The organism is Plastoroseomonas hellenica (assembly GCF_018129085.1).
In the GTDB taxonomy this organism is placed as follows: Bacteria; Pseudomonadota; Alphaproteobacteria; order Acetobacterales; family Acetobacteraceae; genus Plastoroseomonas; species Plastoroseomonas hellenica.
Map to the genome: position 1 here is coordinate 214,743 of NZ_JAAGBB010000006.1, position 12,265 is coordinate 227,007.

The window sequence follows — 12,265 nt, forward strand, 5'->3', positions numbered from 1 at the left end:
CTTTCTTGCGGCAGAGGAGCTTCGCGCGCCGGACGCGCTGCGCCGGCCCCCCGAGCCTCACTGCAATGTGGTGCATGCGCCGGGGCGGGGAAAGTCCCCCGTCGACACCCCGTTAACCGAGAGCCTCTTCGTCGGGCACTTCGATCACCATCCCATCCCGGCCGGGCTCGATTCCAGGGGGAAGGGTCCGTTCCAGCCAGGCGAAGTCCATGTCCGGGCCCATATGGGTCAGCACCGTCCGCCGCGGCCGGAGTTCGGCCACCCAGTCCAGCACCTGCCCCAGATTCGCATGCACCCGGTGCGGCTCGCGCTGGAAGCAGGCGACCACCCAGGTGTCAAGCCCGTGCAGGGCGGCCAGCGTCGCCTCCGGCATGCGAACCAGGTCGGTCGAATAGGCGAATCGGCCGATGCGCAGGCCGAGCGTCTCCATCACCGCGTGGTCCTGGGACAGGAAGCCGACCCGCATCCCGGCCAGGATCGCGCTCTGCCCGGGGCGGACCGGCGCCGGCGTCAGGGCGGGCCGGAAGAAGGCCGGCGGCGTCGCGGGCAGGAAGGCGTAATCGAACCGCCTCTGCAACGCATCCAGCGTCGCCGGCAGGGCATGCGCCGCGAGGCCGCGGCCGATGTTGCGGTTGACGATCCTGAGCTCGTCCACGCCCATGATGTGGTCGGCATGATCATGGGTGAAGATCAGCGCATCGACGCCGCCGACGCCCGCGGCCAGCAACTGGTTGCGCAGGTCGGGCCCGGCATCCACCAGCAGGCGCTCGCCATCCGGCGCCTCGACCAGGATGGCGCTGCGGGTGCGGCGGTTGCGCGGGTCGGTCGGGTCGCAGGCGCCCCAGGCCCCCTGCCCGTCCGCACCACCGATCTGCGGCACCCCGGCCGAGGAGCCGCAGCCGAGCAGGGTGACGCGCAGCGGCATGGGCTCTCAGCCCGCCTTGGGAAAGAGGCGCCGGAAATTGGCGGTGGTCAGCGCCTCGGTCTCGGCGATGGAAAGGCCCCGGACCTCGGCCAGCACGCGGGCGGTATGGGCGACCATGCCGGGCTCGCAGCGCTTGCCCCGGAAGGGCACGGGCGCGAGGTAGGGGCTGTCGGTTTCGACCAGCAGCCGATCGGCCGGCAGATCGGCCACGATGTCGCGAATCTCCTGGCTTTTCGGAAAGGTCAGGATGCCGGAGAGCGAGACATAGCCCCCGATCGCCACCGCCCGCTCAGCCAGCCGCCGGCCGGAGGAGAAGCAATGCAGCAGGAAGTCGAACGGCCCGCCCTCCGCCCGCTCCCGCTCCAGGATGTCGGCGATGTCGTCATCGGCCTGCCGGGCATGGATCGCGAGCGGCAGCCCGGCGATCCGAGCGGCCCGGATGTGCCGGCGGAACCCCTCCTGCTGCACGTCGCGCGGCGCCTTGTCGTAGAAATAGTCGAGGCCGGATTCGCCGATGCCGATAACCCGCGGATGATCGGCGAGCGCCACGAGCTGCTCGACCGTCGGCATCTCGCCGTCGGCTGCATTGTGCGGATGGACGCCGACGGTGCCCCAGACGTCGGGGAAGCGCTCGGCCAGCGCCTTCACCGTCGCGGCCTGGTGAAAGCGGGTGCCGATGGTCACCAGCAGCCCGACGCCTGCATCCCGGGCCCGGCCGACCACGTCTTCGATCTCAGCCTCGGTGAAGTAGTCGAGGTGGCAATGGCTGTCGACGAGCATCGGCTCAGCCCGCCTGGATCTTCGCGAAGAGGGGTGCCGGCGCCGGCAGCGGCAGCCCACCGGGCAGCGGCACCGCGAGTGCCGCGATCGCGCGGGCCTCCGCCGGCACGCCGAGCTGGTAGAGCAGCTTCGCCATGGTCTCGGGCATGACGGGCTGCAGCAGGGTCGCGGCCAGCCGCAGCGCGTCGTGCAGGTGCCGCAGCACCGCGACGCCGCGCGCCGGGTCGGTCTTCTTCAGTGCCCAGGGCTGGGTCTGGGTGACGTAGCCATTCGCCTCCCGCACCAGGGCGAAGATCGCGGCGATCGCCTGATCGAATTTCTGCTCGTCGATCAGCGACCGCACCTGCGCGACCAGTCCTTGCCCGGCCGCCACCAGCGCCGCCTCGGCGTCGCCGGGCGCGCCCGGCTCCGGCAGCACCGCATCGCAGTTGCGCTGCATCAAGGTCAGCGTCCGCTGGGCGAGGTTGCCGAGCTGGTCGGCCAGCTCCCCGTTCAGCCGCGCGATCAGCGCCGCGCGCGCGAAGTCGCCGTCATTGCCGAAGGGCACCTCGCGCAACAGGAAATAGCGCAGCGGATCGAGGCCGAACTCCTCGATCAGCGCGACCGGGTCGATGGCATTGCCGAGCGACTTCGACATCTTCTGTCCCTCGATCGTCCACCAGCCATGCGCGAAGACGCGCTTCGGCGGCGGCAGGTCGGCGGCCATCAGGAAGGCAGGCCAGTAGATGGCATGGAAGCGCAGGATGTCCTTGCCGACGAAATGCACATCGGCCGGCCAGAAATGCCAGAGCGGCGCGCCCTCGTCGGGGTAGCCGAGCGCGGTGATGTAGTTGGTCAGCGCATCCAGCCACACATACATGACATGGGCGGGGTCGCCCGGCACCTTCACGCCCCAGGTGAAGCTGGTGCGGCTGATCGAAAGGTCCTGCAGCCCCGACTTCACGAAGCTCAGCACCTCGTTGCGGCGCGACGGCGGCGCGATGAAATCCGGGTTCGCCTCGTAGAACGACAGCAGCCGCTCCCCCCAGGCGCCGAGGCGGAAGAAGTAGGACGGCTCCCGCACCCATTCGACCGGCGCGCCGGAGGGCGCGTATTTCACCCCGTCGCGCTCGGTGAGCTCGTCCGGGCCGTAGAAGGCCTCGTCGCGCACCGCGTACCAGCCCTCGTAATGGCCGAGATAGATCTCGCCCTTCGCGACCAGCCGTTCCCAGAGCGCGGTGCAGGCGCGCTTGTGCCGGTCCTCCGTCGTGCGGATGAAGTCGTCGTTGGAGAAGCCCATCACGCGCGCGAGTTCGCGGAAGGAGGTGCTGACCCGGTCGGTGAAGGCCTGCGGATCCTCGCCGGCGTCGCGCGCTGCCTTCTCGACCTTCTGGCCATGCTCGTCAGTGCCGGTCAGGAAGTGGACCTCATGCCCGTCCAGACGCTTGAACCGCGCCGTCATATCGGTCGCGAGCGAGGTATAGGCATGGCCGACATGCGGCTTGTCGTTGACGTAGTAGATCGGCGTGGTGAGGTAGATCGGCGCGCGGGTCATCAGGTCCTGCTCAGTCCGCGGCGAGCCAGGAAAGCGCGGTCAGCGCTGCCTGCTTGCGGTCCAGATTGAGCCGCTCCGTCTCATCCGCGAGGCGGCCGAGCCTATCCCATAGCCCCGCCCAGTCGGCAAGCGGACGCGCCGCAACCCAGCCCGGCGCCGCCTCCCCCCGCCCTGCCCGCGCCGTCGCCTCCGCGATCGCCCGTCGCAGCAGGGTGAAGAACAGCGCGAAGGAGGTCCCCTGGCGATCGGCGGCCAGCTTGTCGGCCGTGGCCATCGCCCGTTTCGCCTCCGGCGCCGCCAGCACCTCCTCGACCATCGCGTGCACCGCGAGGCCGCCGCCCTCCGCCAGCCGCAGCGCGCGGCCCGGCGCGTTGCCCGCCAGCCGCGCCAGGGCGACGCGTTCCGCGGCCTCCATGCCCGGCAGCCAGGCGCCGAGCAGCGGCAGCAGCGCCGCATCGTTCGGCGGCGGCAGATCGAGCCGGCGGCAGCGGCTGCGGATGGTCGGCAGCAGCCGCCCCGGCGCCGAGGACACCAGCAGCAGCACGGCGCGGGGCGGCGGCTCCTCCAGCACCTTCAGGATGGCGTTCGCGGCGGCGGGGTTCATCAACTCGGCCCCGTCCAGCACCACCACGCGCCAGCCGCCCTCGGCGGCGGTGAGCGCCATGAAGCCCGGGATCAGCCGCGCCGCCTCCACATTGATGACATCGCTGCGCTTGCGGTCGCCTTGCAACGTCCCCGGCTCGATGGTCAGCAGGTCGGCATGGGCGCCGGCGGCGATGCGGCGGAACACGGCGCTGTCGGGGGGCACGAAGAGCGGTGCCTTACCCTCCGGCGCGCGTGGCCGGCCGGCGAGGAGGAAGCGCGCGAAGCGATAGGCGAGCGTCGCCTTGCCCACGCCCTCCGGCCCCGCGATCAGCCAAGCATGGTGTAGCCGCCCGGCGCGCGCAGCGGCGTCGAGTGCCGCGGCGGCTTCGTCCTGCCCGACCAGCGCCGGGTTGGCGCGCGGTTCCGGCGGCAGGCTCACGGCGCGGGCCGCGCGAAGACGATGGCGCGGAGATCGGCGAACACCGCATCCGCGCCGCGCGCCGCGTTCACCACATGGCAACGCGCGGGCTCGGCGGCGGCGATGGCCAGGAAGGCCTCGCGCACGCGCTGATGGAAGCCGAGGCCGAGGCGCTCATAGCGGTCCGGCTCGCCACGGCCGGCGGCGCGCGCCATGCCGGTCTCCGGCGGCAGGTCCAGGATCAGCGTCAGGTCGGGCGCGAAGCCCTCCAGCGCCACCGCCGAGAGTTGCTCCCAGACCGGGCGCGGCAGGCCCTGCCCGGCGCCCTGATAGGCCAGGGTGGAGTCCGCGAAGCGGTCGGAGATGACCGTGATGCCGGCGGCCAGCGCCGGCTGGATGGTGCGGGCCAGATGCTCGCGCCGGGCCGCGAAATGCAGCATCGCCTCGGCGACCGGATCCCAGTTGCCGCCGCTGAGCAGCAGGCTGCGGATGCGCTCCGCCCCGGGTGCTCCGCCCGGCTCCCGCGTACGCAGCACCGGCAGACCGGCTTCGGTCAGTGCCGCCGCGAGGCGCCGAACCTGGGTGGTCTTGCCCGCGCCCTCGCCGCCCTCGAGCGTGATGAAGCGCCCGCGCGGCAGAGGGGCTCGGACGGCGTCAGGCACCGAACACCCAGCGCCCAATGACCGCCGGGATGCGCGGCAGCAGCCCGAGCCGCGCGACATCCGCGCCGGCGATCAGCGGCACCGTCATTGCCGGCACGCCCTGGCCGCCGACTTCCATGTGCCCGATCTCCTGGCCGCGGGCGACCGGCGCCGGCAGCGGCGCCTCGTAGCGCAGCTTCACCTGCAGCCGGTTGCGCCAGACCCGCGGCAGCGACAGCACCACGTCCCGCCCGCCGACCAGCGGCACCGATGCCCGGTCGCCGAGCCATACCGGCACCTCCTCGATGGTCTCGGAGGCGCGGAACAGCACCACATTCTCGAACTCGCGGAAGGCCCACTCCATCAGCCGCTCGCTCTCTTCCGAGCGGGCACGCATCGACGGCACCCCGTTGAACACCAGGACCAACCGCCGGTCGCCGCGCCTGACGCTGCCGGTGAGGCCATAGCCAGCCTCCTCGGTGTGCCCGGTCTTCAGCCCGTCCGCGCCGGCGACGCGCGCCAGCAGCGGGTTGCGGTTGTCCTGGCTGATGCCGTTCCAGGTGAAGCTGCGCTCGTTATAGTAGCGGTAGTACTCCGGAAAATCGGTGATGATGCGCCGCGCCAGGATGCTGAGGTCGCGCGCCGTCATCCGGTGCTCGGGATCGGGCCAGCCGGTCGAATTCCGGAAAGTGGAGTTGCTGAGGCCGATGCGGCGCGCGGTGGTGTTCAGCAGCTCCGCGAATTGCTGCTCGGAGCCGGCGATGCCTTCCGCCAGCACGACGCAGGCGTCATTGCCGGATTGCACGATCATGCCGCGGATCAGCGCCTCGACCGGGATCATGCTGCCGAGCTGGACGAACATCTTCGACCCGCCCATCCGCCAGGCGCGCTCGCTGACCGGCATTTCCTGGGTGAGTTGCAGCCGGCCCTGCTTCAACTGATCGAAGACCACATAGGCCGTCATCAGCTTCGACATGGAGGATGGCGGCATCCGCTCGTCGGCATTCTTCTCGAGCAGCACCGCGCCGGTATCGGCATCGACCAGGATCGCCTGGCGGGCGATGGTGTCGAAAGGGCCGAGCGGGGTCTGCGCCGGGCTGCCGGAGGGCACGGCCGCTGGCGCGGGGCGGCGCTGTGGCGGCGCGGCGCGTTGGGCAGTGGCGGCGCCGGGCAGCAGGCCGACCCCGCCCGCCCCGGCCAGCAGCAGGTTGCGGCGGGAAACGGCAGACGGCATTACGAAGCGGGTCATGGAACTCCCCTGAAGGCGCCCGGCGACTCGCCTGCGCCTCACTCCACGCGGATCGCGGCTTCCGATACGCCCGAAGCCAGCGCCCGCTCAAGCGTCCGATCGGCCTGCCCGAGGCTCTGGAGTGGGCCGATCCGCACCCGGAAGGTCTGCGCGGTGCCGCGCCCGCGGCTCTCGATCTCAGCGCCGAGCGCCGCGAGCCGTGCCCGCTGCTGCTCGGCGGCGCCGCGGAGCGAGAAGGTGCCGGCTTCGATCACCAACAGCCCGGGCTGGGCGGCGCCCCGAGCGACGGCATCGGGGATGCTGACATCCGGCAAGGCCACGGCGGCCTCGGCTGCCGGCCCCTCGGCGCGCACCGCGACGTCCTGCCCGGTGGTGCGGGCCCCCGGTGGCGGCGCCAGGCTTTCCGAGGAAACGGCGGCGCGCGGCGCGGCTTCCACGGGCACCGCCTCCACCTGCCGGCCGGCGACGCGGTTGGCGAGGCGGCGCGAGAACTCGCTATCGACCGCGATCCGGATCTGCGCGGTGCCGCCCGCCGGCACGCCCAGCAGCTCCGCCGCGCGGGGCGACAGGCCGAGGATACGCCCCATCCGCTCCGGTCCGCGGTCGTTCACCCGAAGCAGCATCTCCCGCCCATTCTCCAGGTTGGTCACCCGGATGACGGCGGGGAGCTGCAGGGTGCGATGCGCCGCCATCGGGCGCCCGGCCTCCCAGCGCTCGCCATTGGCGGTCAGCCGGGAGCTGGTGTCGCGGAGGGCCTGGGCGATGCCGGTCTCGGCCAGGGCGAAGTTCTCGGCCGGGTAGGACCAGACGCCGCCGAGGCGATAAGGCTGGCCCACCAGATACCGTGGCTGCGGGGTCGGCCCGAAGCAGCCGGCCAGCAGCAGCGGCGCCAGCAGCAGCGCGGCGCCGAGGCGCCTGTTGCGGCGCGGCCGATTCAGACCTTCGGGCTTCACCCTCCGGTCATCGGACGCGCTCACGCAACTCGCTCCGAAAGCAGCGCCACCGCCAGCGCGTAGTTCACCGGCGGGTTGTAGCGCCGGATCACCCGGAAATTGTGCTGCCCGAGATAGACGACGCCCGAGGTGCTGCGGTTCGGCACCACGATGCCCGCCTCGGTCTCGGTCTGCGGCAGGGCGCCGCCATCGGCCCGCCGCCAGCCGGCCCGCGACCAGTCGCGGAGGCTGCGGCGCTGGCTGGTGTCGGCCCGCTCCGCGTCGAAGCCGGCCGGTGGCTGCGCGGCAAGGCCCCAGGCCTCGTTCTCCCGCCAGCCGTGATGGGCGAAGTAATTGGCGATCGACGCCAGGGCGTCGGCGCGGCTGTCCCAGATGTCGCGCCGGCCATCGCCGTCGAAATCGACCGCCAGGCGCTCGAAATTGCTCGGCATGAACTGCGGCTGGCCCATGGCGCCCGCCCAGCTTCCGCGCATGCGCTCCGGCGTGATGTGGCCGGCATCGAGGATGCGCAGCGCCGACAGCAGCTCGCCCCGGAAATAGCTGGCGCGGCGGCCCTCCCAGGCGAGCGTCGCCAGCGCGTCGATCACGCCGAAGCCGCCGGTGTTGCCGCCGTAATTCGTCTCCATCCCCCAGATCGCGACGACCACGCGCGGCGAGACACGGAAGCGGGCGCCGATGCGCGCCAGCAGATCGCGATTCTCGGCGTAATGGCGCTGACCGGCCTGGATGCGGGTGGGGGAGACGATGCGGTCGCGGTATTCCTCCCAGCTCAGGACGGTCTCCGCCTGGCGCCGGTCGAGGGCGACGACCCGGTCATTGGGCCGGAGATTGGCGAGCGCCCGGTCCAGCGTCGTCTGGCGGACGCCGCCGCGCCGCGCATCGGCGCGCAACTGATCGAGGAAGCGGTCGAAGGGAATAGCCGGCTGCGGCCCGCTGAGTTCGGTGGGCTCCGGCGCCGCCGGCGGCGCGGTCGGCGTCGCTGTCTGCCCGCCGTTGCTGGTGGCGCAGCCACCGAGTGCGGCACCCGTGGCGATGATGAAATGGCGTCGCGTTCCCATGCGGCTCCCCCTGCCATGCGCGCCGCCACCGGGCAACCCGGACTTGGCGACAATGACCTTGAACCGTAAGACTGTGGCCAGATCAGGAGGGAACATCATGGCCGCCGCCGTCACCCGGGACCTTGCCGCCTTCAGCGCCGCCATCGAGCACGATGCGCTGCCAGAAGCAATCCGGACCCGCACCCGCTTCCTGGTCCTCGACCTGATCGGCAACATCGTGCGCGGGCGTCACGATGCCGAGAGCACGGCGCCGCTGCTGGCCACGGTCCGGGCGCTCGGCCTCGCCGCCGGCGGTGCCGCCGTGTTCGGCGACGCGACGCGTTACACGCCGGCGGGTGCGGCGCTGCTGAACGGCGCGCTGGCCCATAGCCTCGATTTCGACGACACCCACGCCGCCGGCAGCCTGCATCCGGGCGCCCCGGTGATCCCGGCGGCGCTCGCGGCGGCCGAGATGGCGGGTGCCGACGGCAAGACGGTCCTGGCGGCGATCGTCGCCGGCTATGAGGTGACCTGCCGGCTCGCCGTCGCGCTGCCGGCGGGCGACCATTACGACCGCGGCTACCACCCGACCGCGACCTGCGGCGCCTTCGGCGCGGCGGCCGCCGCCGGTCGCGTCTTCGGCCTCACCGCCGCGCAGATCGAGGATGCGCTCGGCATCGCGCTCAGCCAGTCGGCCGGCAGCCTGCAATTCCTGAAGAACGGCGCCTGGACCAAGCGCTTCCAGGTCGGGTGGGCGGCGATGGCGGGGCTGGTCGCCGCGCAGCTCGCGCGCGAGGGCTTCCGCGGCGCCGCCGAGGCGCTGGAGGGCAAGGCGGGCTTCCTCTCGGCCTATGCCCCGAACCCGGTGCCGGCGCGCGCGCTGCAAAATCTCGGCACCGAGTGGGAGCTGATGAACACCGCGGTGAAGCCTTATCCTTCCTGCCGCTATGGCCATGCCAGCGTCGATGCTGCGCTGATGCTGCGCGCCGAGCACGGGCTCGCGCCGGAGGAGATCGAGGCCGTCACCATGGGGCTGCCCGACAAGGGCATGCTGTTGGTCGGACGGCCACTGGAATACAAGCAGAACCCGCAGAACGTGGTGGACGGCCAGTTCAGCGGCCCCTTCGTCGTCTCCTGCGCGCTGGTGCGCGGGCATTTCGGCTGGGACAGCTATGCTTGGCTGAACGACGCCGATATCCGCGCCATGATGCTGAAGGTGGTCTGCGAACAGGATCCGGAGATCGAGGCCGAGTTCCCCGCCAACATGTCGGGCAAGGTCACGATCCGCGCGCGTGGGCAGAGTTTTTCGCGCAAGGTCGTGGTGCCGAAGGGCGAACCGGCCAATTTCCTGACCGAGGCGGAGCTGCGCAGCAAGTTCGCGGCGCTTTGCGACGCGGTGCTGGGCGCGGAGCGCACGCGCCAGCTCGCGGATGCCGTGCTCTCGCTCGACCGCGCGCCCGATGTGAACGGGCTGATGCGCCTCGGCGCGCCGCTGATGGCAGCCAGGCTCGCCGGCAACTGAGGCCGGTAAAGGCCAGGGCTTGCCAGATCCGCCGGCGACGTTTCTCTATGCCCCCGGCTGGAGGAGGCGATAGGACCGGTCCGGGTCCGCGCGGCTGATTCCACGCACAGAGCGGCCCCTGGCCGCCCTTCGAGGGAATCCATGCCGACGCGACGCCTGATCCTCGCGGCCCTGCCGCTTCTCCTGGCCCGGCCCGTCCTTGCGCAGCGCGGCGACCGGCCAGCGCGGCAGCGCGTAGTGGATGCCGCCAAGGCGGCGCTGCTGGCGCCGCACCGCGCCTTCGCCGAGGCCGCGACGCGCTTCCTGGACGCTGCCACGGCGCTGCGCGATGTTCCCTCCCCGGCCGCGGCAGCGGCAGGGCGCGAGGCCTGGATCGCGGCGAACATCGCCTTCCAGGGCGTGCGCCATCTGCGCTTCGGGCCGATGGACGCCTTCGATCGTGGCTTCCGCCTCTCCTTCTTCCCCGATCCCCGCAATGCCACCGGGCGCGACCTCACGGCCCTGTTGCGCGAAGCCTCCTCGGATGCGCTGGAGGCGATCGCCGCCGGGCGCGGGCGCATCCCGGTGCAGGGCCTGCCGACCGCCGAGCGCCTGCTCTTCGCGGAAGGTGAAGCGCCGCTGCTGCAGCCGGCCGAGACCTATCGCCGCGCGCTGCTGGCCGCGATCGCGCGCAACATCGCGACCATCGCGGCCGATCTCGCGACCGGCTGGGCCGCGGATCCCTTCGGCGCCGGCGGCGATCCCGAGGATGCCCTGCTGCTGCTGTTCAAGAGCCTGCATGGCGGGCTCGACTTCGTGGGCGATCGGCTGCTGGCCCGCGCCCTCGGCCCCTCGCAGCGGGAGGCGCGGCCGCGCCTCTCCGAAGCTTGGCGCAGCGGCCAGTCGCTGGCCCTCGCCCGCGCTTCCATCGATGCTCTGGCGTCGCTCCACCGCGTCGCCTTCGCGGGCATGCTCGGCGCCAACGACGCTGCCCTGGCGCGCGCGGTGGATCAGGGCTTCGCCGATGCCCGGGCGGCGGCGCAGCGCATCGCGCCGGATCTGGAAGCGTCGGTCGCCAGGGCGGATGGACGCAGCGCCGTCGAGGACACCATCCGCGCCCTCGGCGCGCTGCGCCGGCTGCTGGCGGAACGCGGCGCCCCCGCGCTCGGGTTGCCGGTTGGCTTCAATTCGATGGACGGCGACTGATGGGCAGCATCGGACGGCGGACGGCACTCGGCCTCGGCGCGGCGGCGCTGATCACGCGGCGTGGCCTGGCGCGGGAGGCAGGCTTCGTCTCGGCGGCGGCGAATGCGGAGGGCGGCTTCCGCGTCGCGGGCTTCGGCCTCGATGGTGCGGCGCATTTCGACCTGCCGATCCCGGGACGCGGCCATGGCGCCGCGGTCGCGCCGGATGGCGGCACTGCGGTGGTCTTCGGCCGCCGCCCCGGCACCTTCGCCCAGGAGATCGACCTCGGCGCCGGGCGGCCGCTGCGCAACCTGCCGCGCGCGGCCGGGCGTTGGTTCTGCGGCCACGGCGCCTTCGCCGCCGATGGGCGTCTGCTCTACGCGACCGAGCTCGATGCGGCCGGCGAGGGCGTGGTCGGCGTCTATGCGCCGGGGCGTGGTTTCACGCGCATCGGCGAGTTCCCAACCCATGGCGCCGATCCGCATGACATCCGCCTGCTGGCCGATGGCAGGACGCTGGTCGTCGCCAATGGCGGCATCCGCGCGGATCCCAGCCTGCCACGCGCGCGCTTCGACCTCGATGCCATCGACAGCTCCCTGGTGCGGATCGATGCGGCGAGCGGGCAGCGCCTGACCGGCTGGAAACTGGAAGAGGAGCTCAAGCTGCTCTCGCTGCGGCATCTGGCAGTGGCCGGCGACGGTGCCGTCTTCGTTGCCATGCAGCACGAAGGGCCGCGCGACGAGGAGCCGCCGCTGGCTGCCGTGCAGCGTGGCAGCGGCATCGCCACTCTGGATGACGACATCACCGTGTGGCGCGGCATGGACCACTACACCGGCAGCGCGGCGGCGAGCCTCGACGGCAGGCTGGTCGCGATGAGCAGCCCGCGCGGCGGCCAGGTGGCACTGCTGGACGCCGCCACCGGCGCGGTCGCGGCGCGTTTCGCGCTGCCCGATGGCTGCGGGTTGGCGGCAGCGCCGGGCGGCGGCTTCGTCGCCACCTCCGGCCTCGGCCAGGCGGTGCTGCTGCGGCCGGATGGGCCGGCGGCGCCGCTGCCGGGCGACTGGGTCCGGCGGCTGCGCTGGGACAATCATCTGGCGCCGGTCGTCTTGTAGCCCGGCGGCGGCGCGGTCAGAGCGCCTGGCCCGCCACGAAGCCGCTCGACCAGGCCCATTGGAAATTGTAGCCGCCGAGCCAGCCGGTGACGTCCACCGCCTCCCCCACCACGAAGAGGCCGGGCACCGCCTTGGCCTGCATGTCCCGCTGCGACAGCGCATCGGTGTCGATGCCGCCGAGCGTGACCTCGGCCTTGGCATAGCCCTCCGTCCCCGAAGGCGTCAGGCGCCAGCGCGCGAGCCGCTCCGCCAGCGCCCGCAGCGCGCGGTCGGGCTGCTCGGCCATGATGCGCGGCGGCAGATGCGCCTCGGCCAGCGCCGCGGCCAGGCGCTGCGGCAGCAGCT

12 protein-coding genes are annotated in these 12,265 nt (G+C 72.4%); 3 read left to right on the top strand and 9 right to left on the bottom strand.

Annotated features, from left to right (window positions below; genetic code table 11):
- Nucleotides 1-112: 112 nt before the first annotated feature.
- The 8 genes from GXW71_RS07270 to GXW71_RS07305 are packed head-to-tail and all read right to left on the bottom strand — an operon-like array spanning nt 113 to nt 8,143.
- A complete protein-coding gene (locus GXW71_RS07270; protein WP_211851767.1) occupies nt 113-919 on the bottom strand; it encodes an MBL fold metallo-hydrolase in 807 nt (268 codons plus the stop codon).
- Between the two features lie 12 nt (nt 920-931).
- On the bottom strand, nt 932-1,705 hold the full coding sequence (locus GXW71_RS07275; protein ID WP_211851741.1) for a TatD family hydrolase: 774 nt from the start codon (nt 1,703-1,705) through the stop codon (nt 932-934).
- Between the two features lie 4 nt (nt 1,706-1,709).
- Entirely contained in the window at nt 1,710-3,239 is a 1,530-nt protein-coding gene (gene metG / locus GXW71_RS07280; RefSeq protein WP_211851742.1) for a methionine--tRNA ligase, read from the bottom strand.
- Between the two features lie 10 nt (nt 3,240-3,249).
- Nucleotides 3,250-4,263, bottom strand: a complete 1,014-nt coding sequence (locus GXW71_RS07285; protein WP_211851743.1) for a DNA polymerase III subunit delta' — start codon at nt 4,261-4,263, stop codon at nt 3,250-3,252.
- Nucleotides 4,260-4,904 carry a dTMP kinase gene (gene tmk / locus GXW71_RS07290; protein WP_367615877.1) on the bottom strand — a complete coding sequence of 215 codons (645 nt, stop codon included), beginning with the start codon at nt 4,902-4,904 and terminating at the stop codon, nt 4,260-4,262. Before tmk ends, GXW71_RS07285 begins: the two co-directional genes overlap by 4 nt.
- Nucleotides 4,897-6,132 (bottom strand): D-alanyl-D-alanine carboxypeptidase family protein, encoded by a 1,236-nt coding sequence (locus GXW71_RS07295; RefSeq protein WP_246526358.1) that lies wholly within the window; start codon nt 6,130-6,132, stop codon nt 4,897-4,899. The genes tmk and GXW71_RS07295 overlap by 8 nt, the downstream gene beginning before the upstream one ends.
- Before the next feature lie 38 nt (nt 6,133-6,170).
- The gene (locus GXW71_RS07300) at nt 6,171-7,109 is read right to left on the bottom strand and encodes a septal ring lytic transglycosylase RlpA family protein (protein ID WP_211851745.1); all 939 of its coding nucleotides are present in this window, start codon (nt 7,107-7,109) and stop codon (nt 6,171-6,173) included.
- Nucleotides 7,106-8,143 carry a lytic murein transglycosylase gene (locus GXW71_RS07305; protein WP_211851746.1) on the bottom strand — a complete coding sequence of 346 codons (1,038 nt, stop codon included), beginning with the start codon at nt 8,141-8,143 and terminating at the stop codon, nt 7,106-7,108. Before GXW71_RS07305 ends, GXW71_RS07300 begins: the two co-directional genes overlap by 4 nt.
- Nucleotides 8,144-8,240: 97 nt before the next feature.
- Between GXW71_RS07305 and GXW71_RS07310 the strand changes: the two genes are divergently transcribed.
- The 3 genes from GXW71_RS07310 (at nt 8,241) to GXW71_RS07320 (ending at nt 11,920) form a co-directional block, all read left to right on the top strand.
- Nucleotides 8,241-9,644, top strand: coding sequence for an MmgE/PrpD family protein (locus tag GXW71_RS07310; protein ID WP_211851747.1), 1,404 nt, complete (start codon nt 8,241-8,243; stop codon nt 9,642-9,644).
- Nucleotides 9,645-9,785: 141 nt separating this feature from the next.
- Entirely contained in the window at nt 9,786-10,829 is a 1,044-nt protein-coding gene (locus GXW71_RS07315) for an imelysin family protein (RefSeq protein ID WP_211851748.1), read from the top strand.
- On the top strand, nt 10,829-11,920 hold the full coding sequence (locus GXW71_RS07320) for a DUF1513 domain-containing protein (protein WP_211851749.1): 1,092 nt from the start codon (nt 10,829-10,831) through the stop codon (nt 11,918-11,920). Before GXW71_RS07315 ends, GXW71_RS07320 begins: the two co-directional genes overlap by 1 nt.
- A 16-nt stretch (nt 11,921-11,936) precedes the next feature.
- Here GXW71_RS07320 and GXW71_RS07325 read toward each other — a convergent pair.
- Nucleotides 11,937-12,265: NAD(P)/FAD-dependent oxidoreductase (locus tag GXW71_RS07325; RefSeq protein WP_211851750.1), on the bottom strand; the 329-nt coding region annotated here is incomplete at its 5' end.

Coding starts and splice junctions, on each gene's coding strand:
- GXW71_RS07275 (WP_211851741.1), bottom strand. CDS start 1,705: ATGCTCGTCGACAGCCATTGCCACCTCGACTACTTCACCGAGGCTGAG.
- metG (WP_211851742.1), bottom strand. CDS start 3,239: ATGACCCGCGCGCCGATCTACCTCACCACGCCGATCTACTACGTCAAC.
- GXW71_RS07295 (WP_246526358.1), bottom strand. CDS start 6,132: ATGACCCGCTTCGTAATGCCGTCTGCCGTTTCCCGCCGCAACCTGCTG.
- GXW71_RS07305 (WP_211851746.1), bottom strand. CDS start 8,143: ATGGGAACGCGACGCCATTTCATCATCGCCACGGGTGCCGCACTCGGT.
- GXW71_RS07310 (WP_211851747.1), top strand. CDS start 8,241: ATGGCCGCCGCCGTCACCCGGGACCTTGCCGCCTTCAGCGCCGCCATC.
- GXW71_RS07315 (WP_211851748.1), top strand. CDS start 9,786: ATGCCGACGCGACGCCTGATCCTCGCGGCCCTGCCGCTTCTCCTGGCC.
- GXW71_RS07320 (WP_211851749.1), top strand. CDS start 10,829: ATGGGCAGCATCGGACGGCGGACGGCACTCGGCCTCGGCGCGGCGGCG.